The sequence below is a fragment of the Aeromonas sp. FDAARGOS 1419 genome (assembly GCF_019047045.1).
Classification (GTDB): Bacteria; Pseudomonadota; Gammaproteobacteria; order Enterobacterales; family Aeromonadaceae; genus Aeromonas; species Aeromonas veronii.
In genome coordinates, this window is sequence record NZ_CP077209.1 from 3,346,249 (window position 1) to 3,365,000 (window position 18,752).

At 59.3% G+C, this 18,752-nt stretch carries 17 protein-coding genes, 1 tRNA gene and 2 rRNA genes (1 of these 20 running past the window's edge); 9 read left to right on the top strand and 11 right to left on the bottom strand.

All coding sequences use genetic code 11. From position 1 onward, the window contains the following. Nucleotides 1–112 precede the first annotated feature (112 nt). The gene (gene coaD / locus I6L49_RS15185) at nucleotides 113–598 is read left to right on the top strand and encodes a pantetheine-phosphate adenylyltransferase (protein WP_111901322.1); all 486 of its coding nucleotides are present in this window, start codon (nucleotides 113–115) and stop codon (nucleotides 596–598) included. A gap of 92 nt (nucleotides 599–690) precedes the next feature. Here the strand turns inward: coaD and I6L49_RS15190 are convergent, their stop codons facing one another. The 6 genes from I6L49_RS15190 to radC all read right to left on the bottom strand — a co-directional run bounded on the left by I6L49_RS15190 (nucleotide 691) and on the right by radC (nucleotide 4,353). Then, nucleotides 691–1,563: a VirK/YbjX family protein gene (locus tag I6L49_RS15190; RefSeq protein ID WP_216951668.1), complete on the bottom strand. Its 873-nt coding sequence runs from the start codon at nucleotides 1,561–1,563 to the stop codon at nucleotides 691–693. A gap of 177 nt (nucleotides 1,564–1,740) precedes the next feature. Then, a complete protein-coding gene (mutM, locus tag I6L49_RS15195) occupies nucleotides 1,741–2,553 on the bottom strand; it encodes a bifunctional DNA-formamidopyrimidine glycosylase/DNA-(apurinic or apyrimidinic site) lyase (protein ID WP_021231536.1) in 813 nt (270 codons plus the stop codon). Between the two features lie 24 nt (nucleotides 2,554–2,577). Beyond that, nucleotides 2,578–3,033: a hypothetical protein gene (locus I6L49_RS15200; protein ID WP_120415864.1), complete on the bottom strand. Its 456-nt coding sequence runs from the start codon at nucleotides 3,031–3,033 to the stop codon at nucleotides 2,578–2,580. Between the two features lie 93 nt (nucleotides 3,034–3,126). After that, nucleotides 3,127–3,294 (bottom strand): 50S ribosomal protein L33, encoded by a 168-nt coding sequence (rpmG, locus tag I6L49_RS15205; protein ID WP_005307500.1) that lies wholly within the window; start codon nucleotides 3,292–3,294, stop codon nucleotides 3,127–3,129. Between the two features lie 11 nt (nucleotides 3,295–3,305). After that, nucleotides 3,306–3,542 (bottom strand): 50S ribosomal protein L28, encoded by a 237-nt coding sequence (gene rpmB / locus I6L49_RS15210; protein WP_005307492.1) that lies wholly within the window; start codon nucleotides 3,540–3,542, stop codon nucleotides 3,306–3,308. 136 nt (nucleotides 3,543–3,678) lie between these two features. Continuing rightward, on the bottom strand, nucleotides 3,679–4,353 hold the full coding sequence (gene radC, locus I6L49_RS15215) for a DNA repair protein RadC (RefSeq protein ID WP_216949855.1): 675 nt from the start codon (nucleotides 4,351–4,353) through the stop codon (nucleotides 3,679–3,681). Nucleotides 4,354–4,500: 147 nt separating this feature from the next. On the opposite strand from radC, the gene coaBC reads away from it, so the two are divergent. The 5 genes from coaBC (at nucleotide 4,501) to pgi (ending at nucleotide 9,899) form a co-directional block, all read left to right on the top strand. Continuing rightward, entirely contained in the window at nucleotides 4,501–5,703 is a 1,203-nt protein-coding gene (gene coaBC / locus I6L49_RS15220; protein WP_216949856.1) for a bifunctional phosphopantothenoylcysteine decarboxylase/phosphopantothenate--cysteine ligase CoaBC, read from the top strand. 81 nt (nucleotides 5,704–5,784) lie between these two features. Further along, entirely contained in the window at nucleotides 5,785–6,243 is a 459-nt protein-coding gene (gene dut / locus I6L49_RS15225; protein WP_005339498.1) for a dUTP diphosphatase, read from the top strand. Nucleotides 6,244–6,311: 68 nt separating this feature from the next. Continuing rightward, complete coding sequence (gene slmA, locus I6L49_RS15230; protein ID WP_005339495.1) at nucleotides 6,312–6,908, top strand: nucleoid occlusion factor SlmA; 597 nt, start codon at nucleotides 6,312–6,314, stop codon at nucleotides 6,906–6,908. 165 nt (nucleotides 6,909–7,073) lie between these two features. Next, entirely contained in the window at nucleotides 7,074–7,910 is an 837-nt protein-coding gene (locus I6L49_RS15235; RefSeq protein ID WP_041210774.1) for a mechanosensitive ion channel domain-containing protein, read from the top strand. A gap of 339 nt (nucleotides 7,911–8,249) precedes the next feature. Continuing rightward, the gene (pgi, locus tag I6L49_RS15240) at nucleotides 8,250–9,899 is read left to right on the top strand and encodes a glucose-6-phosphate isomerase (RefSeq protein ID WP_005355982.1); all 1,650 of its coding nucleotides are present in this window, start codon (nucleotides 8,250–8,252) and stop codon (nucleotides 9,897–9,899) included. Nucleotides 9,900–10,059: 160 nt separating this feature from the next. Here pgi and ilvC read toward each other — a convergent pair whose 3' ends face one another. Beyond that, the gene (gene ilvC, locus I6L49_RS15245; RefSeq protein WP_041210772.1) at nucleotides 10,060–11,541 is read right to left on the bottom strand and encodes a ketol-acid reductoisomerase; all 1,482 of its coding nucleotides are present in this window, start codon (nucleotides 11,539–11,541) and stop codon (nucleotides 10,060–10,062) included. Between the two features lie 253 nt (nucleotides 11,542–11,794). Here ilvC and ilvY point away from each other — a divergent pair, with 253 nt between their 5' ends. Next, entirely contained in the window at nucleotides 11,795–12,688 is an 894-nt protein-coding gene (gene ilvY / locus I6L49_RS15250; protein WP_040069423.1) for an HTH-type transcriptional activator IlvY, read from the top strand. Here the strand turns inward: ilvY and I6L49_RS15255 are convergent. After that, nucleotides 12,677–13,537, bottom strand: coding sequence for a hypothetical protein (locus I6L49_RS15255; RefSeq protein WP_216949857.1), 861 nt, complete (start codon nucleotides 13,535–13,537; stop codon nucleotides 12,677–12,679). The genes ilvY and I6L49_RS15255 overlap by 12 nt on opposite strands. 192 nt (nucleotides 13,538–13,729) lie before the next feature. On the opposite strand from I6L49_RS15255, the gene I6L49_RS15260 reads away from it, so the two are divergent. Both I6L49_RS15260 and I6L49_RS15265 read left to right on the top strand, forming a co-directional pair. Beyond that, nucleotides 13,730–13,921: a hypothetical protein gene (locus tag I6L49_RS15260; RefSeq protein WP_216949858.1), complete on the top strand. Its 192-nt coding sequence runs from the start codon at nucleotides 13,730–13,732 to the stop codon at nucleotides 13,919–13,921. 73 nt (nucleotides 13,922–13,994) lie between these two features. Then, on the top strand, nucleotides 13,995–16,577 hold the full coding sequence (locus tag I6L49_RS15265) for a bifunctional acetate--CoA ligase family protein/GNAT family N-acetyltransferase (protein WP_216949859.1): 2,583 nt from the start codon (nucleotides 13,995–13,997) through the stop codon (nucleotides 16,575–16,577). Nucleotides 16,578–16,831: 254 nt separating this feature from the next. Here I6L49_RS15265 and I6L49_RS15270 read toward each other — a convergent pair. The 3 genes from I6L49_RS15270 to I6L49_RS15280 form a co-directional block, all read right to left on the bottom strand. Then, nucleotides 16,832–16,908, bottom strand: a tRNA-Asp gene (locus I6L49_RS15270). A 95-nt stretch (nucleotides 16,909–17,003) separates the two neighbouring features. After that, nucleotides 17,004–17,118: ribosomal RNA gene (rrf, locus tag I6L49_RS15275) — 5S ribosomal RNA — on the bottom strand. Between the two features lie 119 nt (nucleotides 17,119–17,237). Then, nucleotides 17,238–18,752, bottom strand: a 23S ribosomal RNA gene (locus tag I6L49_RS15280) (it continues 1,375 nt past the right edge of the window).

Consider the following 18,752-nt stretch of genomic DNA (forward strand, 5'->3'; position numbering starts at 1 on the left):
CACCAATGCAAGGAGGCTTGATGCGCGATGGCGTATTCTTGCCTGATGCACTGCTATTCTCAAGCGACGACCTTATAATGCGACCAAATTTCCAGGTTGCAGGACCGCAAAGATGACTACCAGGGTAATTTATCCCGGGACTTTTGATCCCGTTACCAATGGCCACGCCGATCTCATCGGCCGCGCCGCCAAGCTGTTTGACGAGGTGGTGGTCGGGGTCGCCAACAGCCCGAGCAAGCGCCCGCTGTTCGATCTGGCAGAACGTGTCCAGCTTGTCCAGCAAGTGACCAGCACGCTTCCCAACGTCAAGGTGGTGGGCTTCTCCGGGCTGCTGGTCGATTTTGCCAAAGAGCATCAGGCCAACGTGCTGATCCGCGGCCTGCGCGCCGTCTCCGACTTCGAGTACGAGTTCCAGCTGGCCAACATGAACCGCCGCCTGATGCCGGAGCTGGAGAGCGTCTTCCTCACCCCAGCCGAGGAGAACTCCTTTATCTCCTCCACCCTGGTGAAAGAGGTGGCGCTGCACGGTGGCGACATTCGTCAGTTTGTCGATCCCGTGGTGGCCCAGGCCATCGCAGCCAAACAGCAACAGCGCTAATTCCTCCCCTGATGGCAGATACAACAAGGGCTACCCACGGGTAGCCCTTGTTGTATCTGTCTCGTTATAGAGAGGTCAGCCTGCCCTGCCGGTTACTGACGGGCAAACCGCTCATTCATCTCCTGCACCAGCAGATCGAGCCACTCGTAGCGGCGCCGATACATGGCCCGCTTCTTGGAGGCGATCTCCTCCAACGGCTTGCGCGGCTGGGCTTGCAGAGCGACGAAGTTGGCATCCACATCCTGCGCGCCGAACTCCTGCCACAGCTCGTCGTAATCGGCCTGCAGGTTGGCTTTCTGCTTGCTGCTGTAGCGCTTGGCCTGAAACACGTGGGCCCGCTTGCGCACCGCCAGCACCTCCGCCGCCCCCATGCTCTGTGCCAGTTGCAGCACCAGTTGCACCAGCAGGGATTTGGGCCGTAGGCCGTGTCCCTCTTTGGTCAGCTCGCGCACCCGATCCTGGGCATTGTCGACCGCAGGCTCCGGCCCCTGCATGGAGCCGATCATCAGAATCAAACGATCCACGCTGCCCGCCAGCGAAAAGGCGCAGCTGTAGAGGCGCTGTCCCTCGCCGTTGACGATGGAGAGCGCCAGCTCGGCCTCGCGGCGGAAGGTGCCATCGTGACGCAACAGAATGCGGCAGCCGCTCTGGGGATAGTGCCCAAGTTCGATCCCCTCGCCCAGATAGAGGGGGTCGATCAGCTGCGGGTAGCACTCCAGCAGCAAACGGTAGTGATTTTCCAGCATCTCGGCCCGCTCACGGGCGCTGGCACAGGCGAAGCGATAGGGGCGCATCGGCTTGTCGAGCAGCTCGGGATAGACCGCTGGCAGCGCCTTGAGCGAGTCGCACTGAAACAGGCTGAAGACCCGGCTCAGCGACTTGCGATAGAGCAGGCTGCGCAGCACGAACTTGCCGCGATTGAAGGTTTTCCGGTCACATCCCTCGGGGTAGAGGAAGCGGGCCATGGATTTTGCGCAATAGCGCTCCTGCCGGGATAAATATTCCCAGTCTATTGATTTAACTGTCATTTTTATATTCTCAAACCGCCTGAACGGTCGGGATACTAGTGACAGCTGTGCAAATCTTCAACAGAGTGGAAATACGCTGTTACAACTTCCCCCGGATCGGGGCAAAAAGTGCGCTCAGCGCTGGCAATGACTGCAAAAAACCGTGGTGCGCTGGCCCATTCTTGTCTCGGTCAGCAGGGTGTGACAGTGGAAACAGGGCTGACCGCCACGGCCATAAACCTGCAACTGCTGCACGAAATAGCCCGGCTTGCCATCGGCGCTGGTGAAATCCTTGAGAGTAGTGCCGCCCTGGCGAATCGCCTCGGCCAACACCCGCTTGATCTCGGCCACCAGGGTTCCCAGCCGCTCGGCACTGATATTGCCCGCCGCCCGTTTGGGGTGAATGCCGGCAGCATAGAGCGCCTCGTTGGCGTAGATGTTGCCCACCCCGACCACCACCTGATTGTCCATCAGGAACTGTTTGATGGCGGTGCTGCGTCCCTTGGCGCGCTCACGCAGGTAATCAGCACTGAAGGCATCGGTGAGCGGCTCGGGCCCCAGCTTGGCGAGCAGCGCATGGGCTTCGGCCGGTTCGCGAGTCCAGAGCAGGGCGCCGAAACGGCGCGGATCGTTGAGCCGCAGCAGCTTGCCATTCTCCAGCTCGATATCCACGTGGTCGTGCTTCTCGGCTGGCGTGCCGATATCCAGCACCCGCAGGCTGCCGGACATCCCCAGATGAAGGATGGCGGTGCCGAAATCGGTCTCCAGCAGCAGGTATTTGGCACGGCGACGCACCCGATGGATGGTGAGGTCCACCAGCTCCTGAATCTCACCGGGGATCGGCCAGCGCAGGCGGCCATCCCGCACCACCACACGCGTCACCTTGATACCGGTTAGCCAGGGGGAGATCCCCTGCCGGCTGACTTCTACTTCTGGCAATTCGGGCATGGGCACCTCGCAAGGAAAAGGAACTCAGGGAGCAGGACGCAGCAGATCGCGATACTGCTCGGCAGTGAGGGCGAGCCAGAGACCGGAGGGCAGCTGGGCGCCATATTGGCCGCTGTTCTGATAGAGGCCGATCTCGACCGGATCGTTCTGGCCGGCAATCCACACCTTGATGGTCACCGGGGTACCGCGCACCACCTCGCCGGGGGGCAGCAACCAGCTCTGCCAGCGTGCCAGACGGGCATCCAGCTGAGCAGTGTCGAGCCCCAGATCCGGCATGCTGCGCCAGCCCTGACCGATCCGCTCAATCTGCCAGCTCGGTCCCTGCCAAGTGAGCACCACAGACGCATCCGGCAGCAAGGGGCGAGCCCGCTTGGCGCTGTTCTCCTGCTGGGCAGTCTCCATACGATGCAACAGGGTGATCACGATCAGCACCACCACAATGATCACGTTATTCCAGCCTTTGCGGCTCAATTTGAACATGGCAAGCCTCCCTTTGAACCGGCAGTGTACTGAATTCGGCGCATAAAAAAACCCGGCACGAAGCCGGGTTTTTGGGAATGCAGCATCAAGTAATTACTTGATTTTGCCTTCCTTGTAGATCACATGCTGACGAACAACGGGATCAAACTTTTTGATCTCCATTTTTTCGGGCATGGTGCGCTTGTTTTTGGTAGTGGTATAGAAGTGACCAGTACCGGCGCTGGAGTTCAGGCGAATTTTCTCGCGAATACCTTTAGCCATGATCTAATTCCTTATACCTTAACACCGCTGGCGCGCAGTTCAGCCAGAACCACTTCAACGCCACGCTTGTCGATGATACGCATGCCTTTTGCGGATACGCGCAGGCTTACGAAGCGTTTTTCACTCTCAACCCAGAAACGGTGAGTGTGCAGGTTCGGCAGGAAACGACGCTTGGTGGCGTTGTTAGCGTGCGAACGGTTGTTACCAACTGCCGGGCGCTTGCCGGTTACTTGGCATACTCTAGACATGTCAGTCTCTCCAAATCTTACTTCATTGCTCGAGCAAATATCTGCCCCGCTGGCCTTCGATTGCGGGGCAAACAGAAGGCGGCATTTTATACAGCATCCGTGATCAAAGATCAACTAATACGGTGCCAGAGCACAGTTATAGCCAACCGCGCTCGGCAAAAGAAACCGTGATGCCATCACCGATCACCAAGTGATCCAGCACTCTGATATCGATCAGGGCCAAAGCGGCCGTGATCCGATCCGTGATCTGGCGGTCGGCCCTGCTGGGCTCGGCGACGCCGGACGGGTGATTATGCGCCAGAATCACCGCGGCTGCATTATGTTTGAGCGCGATCTGCACGATTTCTCTTGGCCAGACACTTGCCGAATCGATTGTGCCGAAAAAAAGCTCAACAAATTGAATGACTCTGTGCTGATTATCGAGCAACAGCAGGGCAAACACCTCGCGCGGCCGATCCCGTAGCTGGGCCTGCAGATAGTCGCGGGTCAGCTGGGACGAGGTGAGCGCATCGCCCCGTTGCAGCTGCTCGGCCAGATGGCGTCTGGCCATCTCCAGCACCGCCTGCAACTGGGCATATTTGGCCGGGCCAAGGCCGTGCGCCTCGCAGAATGCCCGTTGATCCGCGCCCAGCAAGCTGCGCAAAGAGCCGAATTGATTCAATAGATTACGTGAAAGATCCACTGCACTCAGGCCATTCACGCCGGTGCGCAAAAAGATGGCGAGCAGCTCGGCATCGGAGAGCGCCGCGGGCCCCTGACGCAGCAACTTCTCTCTGGGGCGTTCATCTTCCGGCCACTCTTTGATGCTCATTTGTCTCTCCCTCATCCCTGCTGAGAAAAAACATAGCAAAAAATTGCGCGCGCCCGACCACCCCCCTTGATGCCAACCCCTGTCGTCATCCATTGCCTGTGGTATCTTAGCCGACCAGTCAGAATGAGCCGGATAGAGAAACAGCAGATGAGATTGGCCGATAAACGCATCCTGTTGGGTGTCAGTGGCGGGATCGCCGCCTACAAGAGTGCCGAGCTGGTACGCCGCCTGAAAGATCAGGGCGCCGAAGTGCGGGTGGTGATGACCCGCTCCGCCAAGGAGTTCATCACCCCGCTGACCCTGCAGGCGGTCTCCGGTCATCCGGTGGCCTACAGCCTGCTGGACCCCTCTGCCGAGGCTGGCATGGGTCATATCGAGCTGGCCAAGTGGGCCGATCTGGTACTGATCGCCCCCGCCAGCGCCAACCTGATGGCGCGGATGGCTGCAGGCATGGCCGACGAACTGCTGACCACCCTCTGTCTGGCCACGCCGGCGCCCATCGCGCTGGCACCGGCAATGAATCAGCAGATGTATCTCAACGCCGCCACCCAGGCCAACCTCAAGACCCTGGCCAGCCGCGGCATTCTGCTGTGGGGGCCGGATGCCGGCAGCCAGGCCTGTGGCGATGTGGGCCCGGGCCGGATGCTGGAGCCCCTCGAACTGGTGGATCGCTGCTGCCAGCAGCTGGCCGCCGAGCCCTTGCTGGCAGGAGTCAAGCTGCTGCTCACCGCCGGTCCAACCCGCGAGGCGCTGGATCCTGTGCGCTACATCAGCAACCACAGCTCCGGCAAGATGGGTTACGCCATCGCTCGTGCTGCCCGTGAAGCGGGCGCCGAAGTGACGCTGGTGAGCGGCCCGGTAACGCTGGCTACACCAGCTGGCGTCACCCGCATCGATGTGGAGAGCGCCGAGCAGATGCATCAGGCGGTGATGAACCGGGTCGGCGAGTGCGACCTCTTCATCGGCTGCGCGGCGGTGGCCGACTATCGCCCCGAGCAGGTCGCCAGTCAGAAGATCAAGAAGACCGGCGACAACGACCAGATGGTGGTGACGCTGGTGAAGAATCCCGACATCATCGCGGCCGTTGGTGCCCTTTCAGACAAACCCTTCACCGTCGGATTTGCCGCCGAAACCGTGGATGTGGAACAATACGCCCTCGACAAGTTGCAGCGTAAGCGGCTGGACATGATCGCCGCCAACGATGTGTCCCGCGAGGGGCAAGGCTTCAACGCCGATGACAACGCCCTGACCGTGTTCTGGCAAGGGGGCCAGGCCCCGCTGCCGCTGGCCGACAAGCTGACGCTGGCCCGTCACCTGATCGCCCTGATTGCGCGCCACTACCGGCACTGAGCGTCCCGAAAGAACAAGACTCACGGCGCCCCGCCTTGCCAAGAGGGGCGCCAATACAAGATCCAACTGAAAAAGCGATTCATGACTACACAAATTGAACTGAAGATTCTGGATGCCCGTATCGGTACCGAGTACCCGCTGCCCGCCTACGCCACACCGGGCTCTGCCGGCATGGATCTGCGCGCACTGCTGGATGCGCCGCTGACTCTGGCTCCGGGTGATACCACCCTGGTGCCGACCGGTCTGGCCATTCACATCCAGGATCCGGGTCTGTGTGCCACCATCCTGCCCCGCTCCGGCCTCGGCCATAAGCACGGCATCGTGCTGGGCAACCTGGTCGGTCTTATCGATTCCGATTACCAGGGTCAGCTGATGGTCTCGGTCTGGAACCGCGGCAAGGATGAGTTCACCATGCAACCCGGCGAGCGCATCGCCCAGCTGGTGATCATGCCGGTAGTTCAGGCCAGCTTCCAACTGGTCGATGAGTTCAACCAGAGCGAACGGGGTGAAGGCGGTTTTGGTTCTTCTGGTCGCCAATAACAGACCACACCAGCCTGATGGGCGGTGCCTAATAACAGAATCAAGCCATTGTTTTTTTAGGGGAATCCATGGCAAGCAGTAATCAGAAACAGAGTCGGCGCGATCAGATCCTGCAGGCGCTCGCCCATATGCTGGAAACCAGTCCCGGCCAGCGCATCACCACGGCCCGTCTGGCGGCCGAGGTCGGCGTCTCTGAAGCAGCCCTCTATCGACACTTTCCAAGCAAAGCGCGGATGTTCGAAGGGCTGATCGACTTTATCGAGGATTCCCTGCTGTCACGGGTCAATCTGATCATGGCGGAAGAGAAAGACACCATGGCGCGCTGCCACCACATCCTGCAGCTGCTGCTGGTGTTCGCCGAGCGCAATCCCGGCATCACCCGCATCCTCAACGGTGATGCCCTGCTGGGCGAGCATGACCGGTTGCGGGATCGCATCAGCATCCTGTTTGACAAGCTGGAGACCCAGATCAAGCAGGTACTGCGCGAGAAACGGCTGCGCGAGGGTCAGGGCTTCCAACTCGACGAAACCATGCTGGCCAATCTGCTGCTGGCCTATACCGAGGGCCGCATCAGCCAGTTTGTCCGTTCCGAGTTCAAGCTCAAGCCCACCGCTGGCTTCGAGGATCAGTGGCAGTTTATCCGCAGCCAGCTGCTGCAGAGCTGAGCGGCAGCGCTTTTCACCGAGCATGAAGAAGGGAGGCCTTGGCCTCCCTTCTTTTTTGTGGCAGCTTTTTATGGCAGTAAAATAAGCACCAGATGCGACCCGGACTGTCGCGCTGCGATGTTAGATTCATGCGCCATAAACCTTTAGCACCCGAAAGGACATCCTATGGAACCCGAAATCATTACCGAAGCACAGACCTGGCTGGTCAATAACCAGGGCCTGCTGATCGAGTATGCCGTCAACATCGCGGCCGCCCTGCTCACCCTGCTGGTCGGCTATATCGCCGCCAATCTGCTCAGCGGTGGCGTGGTAAAAGTGATGCAGGCGCGCAAGCTCGACACCACAGTCACCCACTTCGTCGGCAGCATCCTCAAATACGCCATTCTGGTGTTCGTGGTGATCGCCGCGCTGGGCCGGGTCGGGGTGCAGACCGCCTCCTTCGTCGCCATCATCGGTGCTGCCGGTCTGGCCATCGGTCTGGCGCTGCAAGGCTCGCTCTCCAACTTTGCCGCCGGCTTTCTGCTGATTATCTTCCGCCCCATCAAGGCGGGCGAGTTTATCGAAGTGGCAGGCACGTCTGGCGTGGTGCAATCCGTTCAGCTGTTCACCACCACCCTCACCTCCGGTGACAACAAGATGGTGGTAGTACCGAACTCCGCTATCCTCAACGGCACCATCGTCAACTACTCGCGCATGGATACCCGCCGCGTCGATATGACCTTTGGTATCGGCTACGGCTCCGACCTGCGCAAGGCCAAGCAGATCCTTGAGCGTCTGGTGAACGAAGAGCCGCGCATCCTGAAAGATCCGGCTGCCACCATCGCCGTAGCCGCGCTGGCCGACTCCTCGGTCAATATCGTGGTGCGCCCGTGGGTCAAGACCGGCGACTACTGGGGTGTCTGGTTCGACTTCCACGAGAAGGTGAAACTGACCTTTGATGCCGAAGGGATCGAAATTCCCTTCCCGCAGATGGTGATGCACATGCAAAAACCGCAGGCGTAATCGCGGTAAAAGCAGCAATCAACAATGCCAGCCTTCGGGCTGGCATTGTCATTTCTGGCGCGCCATCCGCTGCATAATCAGGCCGGCGGAATGAAAACAATTTCAGAGCAGCGGGCCAGCCCCAATCATGAGCGAGCGCAAGATCCCCCTTGCTTTCGTGACTCATAATCCCGATGTTCTGGTTGTATACTCCCGACGGTTGCCCCATTGCGGTAAAAGACAATCGGTAAAACTCTGTTACACGGGCCGCCCGGCCGGCTCGCTATAATGCTCGGATAATAAGGTTTGGCGGGACCTTGCCTGCAAGGTTCAAACACAACTTGGCATTTCAGGAATCCTATGAAAAACATCAATCCAACCCAAACCCAGGCCTGGCAGGCACTGGAAGCCCACTTTGCAGCAAACAAAGAGACCCGACTCAAGGATCTGTTCGCGCAGGACCCGAAGCGCTTTGACAAGTTTTCCCTCACCTTCGGCGGCGACATCCTGGTTGATTACTCGAAGAACCTGATCACCGAAGAAACCCTCAAGTTGCTGGTTGATCTGGCCAAAGAGACCGATCTTCGCAGCGCGATCGATGCCATGTTCAATGGCGACAAGATCAACATGACCGAAGGGCGCTCCGTACTGCACGTGGCCCTGCGCAACCGCTCCGACCGCCCCATCGAGTGCGATGGCAAGGATGTTATGCCGGAAGTGAATGCCGTCCTGGCCAAGATGAAAGGCTTCTGCGAGAAGATCATCTCCGGCGAGTGGAAAGGCTACACCGGCAAAGCGATCCAGCACGTGGTCAACATCGGTATCGGTGGCTCCGATCTCGGCCCGGTGATGATCACCGAGGCACTGCGTCCCTACAAAAACCACCTGCAGATGCACTTCGTCTCCAACGTCGATGGCACCCATATCGCCGAGACCCTGAAGAAGATCGATCCGGAAACCACCCTGTTCCTGGTGGCCTCCAAGACCTTCACCACCCAGGAGACCATGACCAACGCCCTGACCGCCCGCGACTGGTTCATCAAGATCGCCGGTGACAAGGCCCACGTTGCCAAGCACTTCGCCGCGCTCTCCACCAACGGCAAGGCCGTGGCCGAGTTCGGCATCGACACCAACAACATGTTCGAGTTCTGGGACTGGGTTGGCGGCCGCTACTCCTCCTGGTCTGCCATCGGCATGCCCATCGCCCTGTCTGTCGGTTTCGAAAACTTCGAAGCCCTGCTGCAAGGCGCTTTCGAGATGGACATGCACTTCGCCACTGCCTCCTATGAGCAGAACGTGCCGGTGCTGCTGGCGCTGATCGGCCTGTGGTACAACAACTTCTACGGTGCCGAGTCCGAAGCCATCCTGCCGTACGATCAGTACATGCACCGCTTCCCTGCCTACTTCCAGCAGGGCAACATGGAGTCCAACGGCAAGTACGTGGATCGCAACGGCAAGCCGGTTGACTACCAGACTGGCCCCATCATCTGGGGTGAGCCGGGTACCAACGGCCAGCACGCCTTCTACCAGCTGATCCATCAAGGCACCAAGCTGATCCCCTGTGACTTCCTGGCGCCGGCCATCAGCCACAACCCGATCGGTGACCATCACCCGAAACTGCTGGCCAACTTCTTCGCCCAGACCGAGGCGCTGGCCTTCGGCAAGAGCAAGGAAGAGGTTGAAGCCGAGTTCCTGGCGGCTGGCAAAACCCTGGAGCAGGTCAAGGATCTGGTGCCGTTCAAGGTGTTCGAAGGCAACCGCCCGACCAACTCCATCCTGTTCAAGAGCCTGACCCCGAAAACCCTGGGTGCCCTGATCGCCATGTACGAGCACAAGATCTTCGTACAGGGCGCAATCTGGAACATCTTCAGCTTCGACCAGTGGGGCGTGGAGCTGGGCAAACAGCTGGCCAACAAGATCCTGCCGGAGCTGGGCAACAACGAGGCTGTCACCAGCCACGACTGCTCCACCAACGGTCTGATCAACACCTGGAAAGCGTGGAAAGCCTGATTTATCCGGCCTTTCTGAATGCAAAAGCCCCGCTCGATGAGCGGGGCTTTTTTATTTATGGCTGTCGGGCTGGGTTTTCTGGCGGGCCGGTCGGGTGTCCAGTCCGACCGGCGACGGGGATCGTCATCCCCGCCCCTTCATCCTCCAGTCCGATGCTGACTTAACCGCCAACGGCGATGCGTTTCATGTCCTTCATGTAACCGCGCAGTACCTGGCCGATTTTTTCGATCGGGTGGTTGCGGGTCGCTTCGTTGGCCGCCAGCAGCGCCAGGTTATCCACGCTCTGCCCTTCCGCCTTGCTGGCACCCAGATCGCCCGCTTTCAGGGTCGGCATGAAGTGCTCGCGCAGCAAGGGCACGGCGGCGTTGGCGAACAGGTAGTTGCCGTACTCGGCGGTATCGGAGATGACCACGTTCATCTCGTACAGACGCTTGCGGGCAACGGTGTTGGCGATCAGCGGCAACTCGTGCAGGGATTCGTAGTAGGCGGACTCCTCGTAGATACCGGAAGCCACCATGGTCTCGAATGCCAGCTCGACACCCGCCTTGACCATGGCCACCATCACCACGCCATTGTCGAAGTACTCCTGCTCGGCAATCTTGCCTGCAAACGCCGGGGCGTTTTCGAAGGCGGATTTACCGGTCTCTTCGCGCCAGCCGAACAGCTTGGCATCGTCTTCGGCCCAGTCGGCCATCATGCCGCGAGAGAACTCACCGGCAATGATGTCGTCCATATGCTTCTCGAACAGCGGGCGCATCAGGGTCTTGAGCTGCTCGGAGAGCTCGAAGGCGCGCAGCTTGGCAGGGTTGGAGAGGCGGTCCATCATCAGGCTGATACCACCCTGTTTCAGGGCTTCGGTGATGGTCTCCCAGCCGAACTGGATCAGCTTGCCGGCGTAGGCCGGGTCTGTGCCTTCGGCAACCAGCTTGTCGTAGCAGAGCAGGGAACCGGCCTGCAGCATGCCGCAGAGGATGGTCTGCTCGCCCATCAGGTCGGATTTCACTTCCGCCACGAAGGAGGACTCCAGCACCCCGGCACGGTCGCCGCCGGTGGCAGAGGCCCACGCCTTGGCGATGGCCATGCCTTCACCTTTCGGGTCATTTTCCGGGTGAACAGCGATCAGAGTCGGTACGCCGAAACCGCGCTTGTACTCTTCACGCACTTCGGTACCCGGGCACTTCGGCGCCACCATAACAACTGTGATGTCGGAGCGGATCTGCTGACCCTCTTCCACCACGTTGAAGCCGTGGGAGTAGCCCAGCGCAGCGCCCTGCTTCATCAGCGGCATCACGGTTTTCACCACGTCGGAGTGCTGTTTGTCCGGAGTCAGGTTCAGCACCAGATCGGCGGTCGGGATCAGCTCTTCATAGGTACCGACCGCGAAGCCGTTGTCGGTGGCTTTCTGCCAGGAGGCGCGCTTCTCGGTGATGGCGGCCTTGCGCAGGGCGTAGGAGATATCCAGCCCGGAGTCACGCATGTTCAGACCCTGGTTCAGACCCTGGGCACCACAGCCCACAATCACCACCTTCTTGCCCTTCAGCACGTTGCAGCCGTCCGCGAACTCTTCGCGCTGCATGAAACGACACTTGCCCAGTTGGGCCAACTGCTGACGCAGGTTCAAGGTGTTGAAATAGTTAGCCATGGTGATTGCTCCGTTCGATTGATTCCATGCCGGATAGCGGCGTTGTCTAAACCACTATAGCGCGGGACACTTATTGCCTGAACTGATATATTCGAAACAGTACGTTGCAAGAATTGAAAGATGATTCTTGGCAATTTATCCCTAAATGTGCCCCCGTTTCGACAATGTGGCCGCTGAATTGTGCGGGGATGCGGTTGCCAGAGCCGGACGGTTCGGCATGAATTTATGCCCTGACTGCAGCAGGAAGTGATCAATGGACCTTCGCAATCTCGAGCTGTTTCTCCACCTCGCCGACTCCCTTCATTTCGGCAAAAGCGCCGATGCTATGGCGGTCAGCCCTTCCACCCTGAGCCGCGCCATCCAGCGGCTGGAGCAGGAGACCGGCTGCATCCTGTTCGAGCGGGACAACCGCTCGGTACGGCTCACCCCTGCTGGCGAGAAACTGCGGGAGTTTGGTGGCGGCCTGTTGCAGGAGTGGCGCCAGCTCAAGCAGGAGCTCAAACGCAGCGATGAACCGCTGCAGGGGCGGCTGCGGGTGTTCTGCTCGGTCACTGCCAGTTACTTTCTGCTGCCCGAGGTACTGGAGCGCTTTCGCCGCCGCTACCCCCAGCTGGAGATCAAGCTGGAGACCGGTGACCCGGCGCTGGCGGTGGACAAGATCCTGGCCGACGAGGCAGATCTCGCCATCGCTGCCCGCCCCGACGCCCTGCCCGCCAAGCTGGAGTTCGCCAGCCTGCAGCAGGTGCCGCTGGTCTTTATCGCGCCGCGCAACGCCCCGCAACTGAACCAGTGGTTCCGTCAGGGAGAACCTGATTGGGAGCAGCTGCCAGTCATCCTCTCCGAGCAGGGCTTGGCCCGCAAACGCAGCGATCAGTGGTTTCGCAACAAGGGGATAGCGCCCAACATCTACGCCGAAGTGGCGGGTAACGAGGGAATCGTCGCCATGGTGGCGCTCGGCTGTGGCGTAGGATTGGTGCCTGCGGCGGTAATCGACCACAGCCCGCTCGGTGACAAGGTGCGGATCATCGACCTCAAACCAGCCTTCAAGCCATTTGATGTGGGGATCGGGGTGCTCAAGAAGCGGCTGGAAGAGCCGCTGATCCGCGCCTTCTGGGATACTGCGCAGAATCAGGGCTCACTGCGCTGACACCGGATTATAGATAAGGGCCGGATCGGCCATCATGATGCGACTGGGCAGCGGCAAGTCGGGGTTGTGCAGCTCGAGACGCACCCGCTCATCCAGTTTCAACCGCCGAATGGTACTGCCGAATCCCTCTTCAAAGACCCGGTCAAAAGCACCAGACTGCCGCGCCCGCAGCAGGCCGAGCTCGATGCGCTGGGCCAGCTCCGGATATTTTGGCGAGACAAAGAAGAGCAGTGCCAGCGGATAGCGAAACACCAGACGGGGCTCGATGGCGAGATCCGGATGCTGCCTTAGCTCATCCTCGACCTCGATGACCGATCGCAGGAAGCAGTCAAAGCGCTTCTTGCGCAGCATGTTGAAGAGCGCCTCATAAAGATTGCCCACCGTCACCTTGAGACCGTTGGCCCGCAGCAACTGGGTGTCTGGCCAGGATCTGTGCTGACCGATGGAGAGCCCGGCGCGATGCCAGTCCGCCAACGACCCGATCGCGGCAAAACGCCCCTCATCCCCCCGCCGAACCAGACACACCCGCCATCCCAGCAGCCCCTTGGCCAGCGGAATGTGGATTGCAAGCAACTCCCTCTCTCGCGCACCATCCGGGGCAAAGACACCGACCTGAACCAGCTCGCCGCTACGCAGCTCCTTCACCGCCCGCCCCTGCTCCATTTGCGGGCTGGAAACCAGCTGGTAGGGGCCATATTCGGGCACGGTGAGATCGAGGGAGAGCCGCAACAACTGGACGACGGCGGGGTTGGGGTGATCCAGCAGCAGATTCCAGGCGCGGATAGGCTGCTCGGTTGCCGATACGCCAACCGTCCACAGTGCCATGCACCACCACCAAACTCTGATCATCCTGTGCACCATCCGTGCCTCGTGCTCCTCGCCATACTATAACGCCAGCCAGCGTCTCAACGGCGCCCTCTCTGAAAGATGTGTGAGCGCTCTCGTGTCAAATCTCGTGTCAAAAGTGACAATAGGCAAACCCGACAGGTCATCGCAGACTGAGCGTTCATCAACAAACGCCAAGGCGCAGGGAGGAGAGCCATGAAACAGCATCTGGTAGAGATCAAGGGTTCAACCCTGTTTGACGAGTATCTGCAAAGCATGGGCGTGCCCAGTACGGCGCTCGATCGGGAGCAGGATATCTATCTTCAGGAATGCCACCTGGGAGCCATTCGCCGGGTGCAGGGCGAACTGCGCTTTTATCTGCGTGCCAATGCCCTGAACAAACGGTGATCAGGATCCGATCACAGAACCTGCAGCAAAGGCGTATTAGACTGGTATCTTCCCCCTTTTGTCGGGAGTGCCCATGAACGCAAGCGGTCTGGATCGGCTGTTCAAACCCCAATCAATCGCCGTGATCGGCGCCTCGACCGATCCGCTCAAGGCGGGTCATGTGATCGTGCGCCACCTGCTGGCAGGCCAGTTCAAAGGGCCCATCCTGCCGGTCACCCCGCGCAGCAAGGCAGTGGCTGGCGTGCTGGCCTATCCCGACATTGCCAGCCTGCCACTGGCTCCGGATCTCGCCATCATCTGCACCAGGCGGGAGCGAGTCTTGCCGTTGCTGGAAGCGCTCGGCCAAAAGGGCGCGGGGGCTGCCATCATACTGGCCGCCGACTTTTCCCCCGAGGAGCGGCTGGAGCTGAAACGGGTCTGCCAGCAATATGGCATTCGCCTGCTCGGCCCCAACAGCATGGGGATGCTGCTGCCCGGCCAGGGGATTAACGCCAGCTTTTCACCCATTGCCGCCAAGCCGGGGCAGGTCGCCTTTCTGTCGCAATCCGCCGCCGTCAGCACCACCATTCTGGATTGGGCCAAGCAGCATGAACTGGGCTTCTCCGCCTTCATCTCCCTGGGGGATCACTGCGATATCGACTTCGGCCAGCTGCTGGATCAACTTTCCCGCGACAGCGTGACCCGCGCCATTTTGATCTATATGGACAAGTTGCACGACGCCCGCCACTTTCTCTCGGCAGCGCGAGCAGCCTCGCGCAACAAGCCGATCCTGGTACTGAAAAGCGGGCGCCACGAACCGGCGCACGGTCTCGACAATGTCTATGATGCCGCCATCCGCCGCGCCGGCATGTTACGGGTGCGGGATACCCACGAACTATTCGCCGCGGTAGAAACCCTCAGCCACTCCATGACCCTCAAGGGAGAGCGGCTCGCCATCATCTCCAACGGCCGAGGGCTGGCCAATATGGCGGTAGATGTACTGCTGGAGCGGGGCGGCAAGCTGGCTCGCCCGCCACTCGATATCGGCAGCGATGCCACCATCACCACTTATCAGGAGGCGCTGGACAACGTGTTGCAGGAGGATGGCATCGACGCCATCCTGATCATCCACGCCCCCTCGCTCACGGCACCGAGCGCGCCGCTGGCCAGCCATCTTATTGCCCATCTGAAACAGCATCCCAGAGCGCGCCGTTTCAATATCCTCACCAACTGGGCGGGCGAGTACTCGGCGCAGGAGGGGCGCAAGCTCTTTACCGAGGCGGGCTTCCCGACCTACCGCACGCCGGAAAGCGCCATGGCGGCCTTCATGCACATGGTGGAATACCGTCGCAACCAGAAGCAACTGATGGAAACCCCAGCGTCACTGCACGGCAACCAGCTCAATGTCGAGCTGTGCCAGCCGCTGATCCGCCAAGCGCAGGAGCGCAAACAGCTAAGATTGGATACCCATCTGGTACACCCGATTTTACAAGCCGCCGGTCTCTCGACCCTGCCAACCTGGATCGTCACCGACGCCATCGAGGCGACCCTCACCGCCGAGCAGATCGGCTACCCGGTGGCAGTCAAACTCCGTTCGCCCGACATCCTGCACAAATCTGCCGTGCATGGTGTGGTGCTCAATCTGCGCACCTCGGCCGAAGTAGCACAGGCTGCCGACGCCATTCTCGACAGGGTGAAACAGCACGATCCCGGCGCCCGTATTGAAGGGTTGCTGGTACAGCGCATGGCGCGGCGCAGTGGCGGTCTGGAGCTGCGGGTACGTATTCAGCAAGACGCCATCTTTGGCCCCGTCATCCTGCTCGGTGAATCGGGCGCGGAGCCACAGGAGATGGTCGCGGCACTACCGCCGCTCAATCAGGCACTGGCCCGTTACCAGATCATCGGTGCGCTCAAAAGTCGCAAGATCCGTGAACATGCCACTCCGGATCGGCTGGATATCGATGCCCTCGGTCAGGTGCTCTGCCAGCTATCCGAACTGCTGCTCGCCTTCCCGCAAATTCAGGAGCTGGATCTTCATCCGCTGCAAGCGTGCGGTGCAGAGATGGTGGTGCTGGATGCCAGCCTCACACTGGCTGACCCCGCCATCCCGACCAGCAACCGACTGGCGATCCGCCCCTATCCTACCGAACTGGAGGAGGGTGCCTGGCTTAAAGATCAGCGCCATATCCTGCTGCGCCCGATCCGGCCGGAAGATGAACCGGCTCACAAGCAGTTCGTGCTGCAGGTCTCCGATGAAGACAGGTACAAACGCTTCTTTGCCGATGTGGGCGAGCTGGGCCATGAAGAGCTGGCTCGCATGACCCAGATAGATTACGACCGGGAGATGGCCTTCGTTGCTGTGGGGCAAGATGGCGAGCTGCAGGATCAGATCCTCGGCGTGGTACGCGCCATTTCGAGCCCGGACCAGAGCGATGCCGAGTTTGCCATTCTGGTGCGATCGGACTTGAAAGGGGTGGGTCTCGGCAAATTGATGATGGAGAAGATCATCCGTTACGCCAAAGAGCAGGGGATTGGCCAGTTATCCGGCATGACCATGCCCAGCAATCGCGGCATGGTCAACCTCGCCAAACGGCTTGGCTTCAAGATCGACGTGCAGATGGAAGAGGGGGTGGTCAATATGGAACTGCTCTGTAGCCAGCAAGCGACAGAAGCCTGATTTGGCCGCCTGTAAACTCGCTCAAATGGCTGATAAGGCTCGGATATAGCCAGAAAATGGTGGAAATAATCGGCTATCTGGCACTCTTACTTGGCAGAGAAAGCCAGATATTGGTGGTTTAAGGCGCTAAAAATACAAAAGCCCGGTCGTGAAGCCGGGCTTTTGTATTCGCTCTGGTGTGAAAGTCTTGGGTCGCTGGGTAAAGAGTGCCCATAGCAAAAAGGCCTTCCCAACCGGGAAGGCCTTCAAATTAGTGGCGGAGCGGACGGGACTCGAACCCGCGACCCCCGGCGTGACAGGCCGGTATTCTAACCGACTGAACTACCGCTCCGCATTCGGTTAGCTTGCGCTAAATCTTTTGCCGCTTCTTTATGAGGTGTCATCCTCGCAGCCGGTTATGTCTTTCACATCACCGTTTAATTGGGTGCCTGGCAGTGTCCTACTCTCGCATGGCGAATGCCACACTACCATCGGCGCTACCGCGTTTCACTTCTGAGTTCGGCATGGGATCAGGTGGTTCCACGGCGCTATTGCCGCCAGGCAAAATCTTAATCTAGAAAGCTGACGTGAATAACGATGTTGCTCGTTGCTTGTCGTTATCACTGAATTCGTAGTTCGCTTAGGTTTGCTACAAGCCTTAGAACACTTCTTGGGTGTTGTATGGTTAAGCCTCACGGGTAATTAGTACGGGTTAGCTCAATGCATCGCTGCACTTACACACCCCGCCTATCAACGTTGTAGTCTCCAACGGCCCTTTAGGACCCTCAAGGGGTCAGGGATGACTCATCTCAGGGCTCGCTTCCCGCTTAGATGCTTTCAGCGGTTATCGATTCCGAACTTAGCTACCGGGCAGTGCCACTGGCGTGACAACCCGAACACCAGAGGTTCGTTCACTCCGGTCCTCTCGTACTAGGAGCAACTCCCTTCAATCATCCAACGCCCACGGCAGATAGGGACCGAACTGTCTCACGACGTTCTGAACCCAGCTCGCGTACCACTTTAAATGGCGAACAGCCATACCCTTGGGACCGACTTCAGCCCCAGGATGTGATGAGCCGACATCGAGGTGCCAAACACCGCCGTCGATATGAACTCTTGGGCGGTATCAGCCTGTTATCCCCGGAGTACCTTTTATCCGTTGAGCGATGGCCCTTCCATTCAGAACCACCGGATCACTATGACCTACTTTCGTACCTGCTCGACCTGTCCGTCTCGCAGTTAAGCTGGCTTATGCCATTGCACTAACCTCCTGATGTCCGACCAGGATTAGCCAACCTTCGTGCTCCTCCGTTACTCTTTGGGAGGAGACCGCCCCAGTCAAACTACCCACCAGGCACTGTCCGCGAGCCCGATTCAGGGCCCTGCGTTAGAACATCAAACATACAAGGGTGGTATTTCAAGGACGGCTCCAGCGCAACTGGCGTCACGCCTTCAAAGCCTCCCACCTATCCTACACATGTAGGTTCAATGTTCAGTGCCAAGCTGTAGTAAAGGTTCACGGGGTCTTTCCGTCTAGCCGCGGGTACACCGCATCTTCACGGCGAATTCGATTTCACTGAGTCTCGGGTGGAGACAGCATGGCCATGGTTACACCATTCGTGCAGGTCGGAACTTACCCGACAAGGAATTTCGCTACCTTAGGACCGTTATAGTTACGGCCGCCGTTTACCGGGGCTTCGATCAAGAGCTTCGCTTGCGCTAACCCCATCAATTAACCTTCCGGCACCGGGCAGGTGTCACACCCTATACGTCCACTTTCGTGTTTGCAGAGTGCTGTGTTTTTGATAAACAGTCCCAGCCATCTGGTCACTGCGACTCCCAACTGCTCCATCCGCAAGGGACTTCACTGTCAAGAGCGAACCTTCTCCCGAAGTTACGGTTCTATTTTGCCTAGTTCCTTCACCCGAGTTCTCTCAAGCGCCTTGGTATTCTCTACCCGACCACCTGTGTCGGTTTGGGGTACGATGACTTGTAATCTGAAGCTTAGAGGCTTTTCCTGGAAGCAGGGCATCAATGGCTTCCGCACCGTAGTGCGTTCGTCTCGTGTCTCAGTGTTGTGTCTCCGGATTTGCCTAGAAACACCACCTACGCACTTTCACCAGGACAACCGTCGCCTGGCCCACCTAGCCTTCTCCGTCCCCCCATCGCAATTACAAGTCGTGCAGGAATATTAAC

Coding starts and splice junctions, on each gene's coding strand:
- coaD (WP_111901322.1), top strand. CDS start 113: ATGACTACCAGGGTAATTTATCCCGGGACTTTTGATCCCGTTACCAAT.
- I6L49_RS15190 (WP_216951668.1), bottom strand. CDS start 1,563: ATGGCCCGCTTCCTCTACCCCGAGGGATGTGACCGGAAAACCTTCAAT.
- mutM (WP_021231536.1), bottom strand. CDS start 2,553: ATGCCCGAATTGCCAGAAGTAGAAGTCAGCCGGCAGGGGATCTCCCCC.
- I6L49_RS15200 (WP_120415864.1), bottom strand. CDS start 3,033: ATGTTCAAATTGAGCCGCAAAGGCTGGAATAACGTGATCATTGTGGTG.
- rpmG (WP_005307500.1), bottom strand. CDS start 3,294: ATGGCTAAAGGTATTCGCGAGAAAATTCGCCTGAACTCCAGCGCCGGT.
- rpmB (WP_005307492.1), bottom strand. CDS start 3,542: ATGTCTAGAGTATGCCAAGTAACCGGCAAGCGCCCGGCAGTTGGTAAC.
- radC (WP_216949855.1), bottom strand. CDS start 4,353: ATGAGCATCAAAGAGTGGCCGGAAGATGAACGCCCCAGAGAGAAGTTG.
- coaBC (WP_216949856.1), top strand. CDS start 4,501: ATGAGATTGGCCGATAAACGCATCCTGTTGGGTGTCAGTGGCGGGATC.
- dut (WP_005339498.1), top strand. CDS start 5,785: ATGACTACACAAATTGAACTGAAGATTCTGGATGCCCGTATCGGTACC.
- slmA (WP_005339495.1), top strand. CDS start 6,312: ATGGCAAGCAGTAATCAGAAACAGAGTCGGCGCGATCAGATCCTGCAG.
- I6L49_RS15235 (WP_041210774.1), top strand. CDS start 7,074: ATGGAACCCGAAATCATTACCGAAGCACAGACCTGGCTGGTCAATAAC.
- pgi (WP_005355982.1), top strand. CDS start 8,250: ATGAAAAACATCAATCCAACCCAAACCCAGGCCTGGCAGGCACTGGAA.
- ilvC (WP_041210772.1), bottom strand. CDS start 11,541: ATGGCTAACTATTTCAACACCTTGAACCTGCGTCAGCAGTTGGCCCAA.
- ilvY (WP_040069423.1), top strand. CDS start 11,795: ATGGACCTTCGCAATCTCGAGCTGTTTCTCCACCTCGCCGACTCCCTT.
- I6L49_RS15255 (WP_216949857.1), bottom strand. CDS start 13,537: ATGATCAGAGTTTGGTGGTGGTGCATGGCACTGTGGACGGTTGGCGTA.
- I6L49_RS15260 (WP_216949858.1), top strand. CDS start 13,730: ATGAAACAGCATCTGGTAGAGATCAAGGGTTCAACCCTGTTTGACGAG.
- I6L49_RS15265 (WP_216949859.1), top strand. CDS start 13,995: ATGAACGCAAGCGGTCTGGATCGGCTGTTCAAACCCCAATCAATCGCC.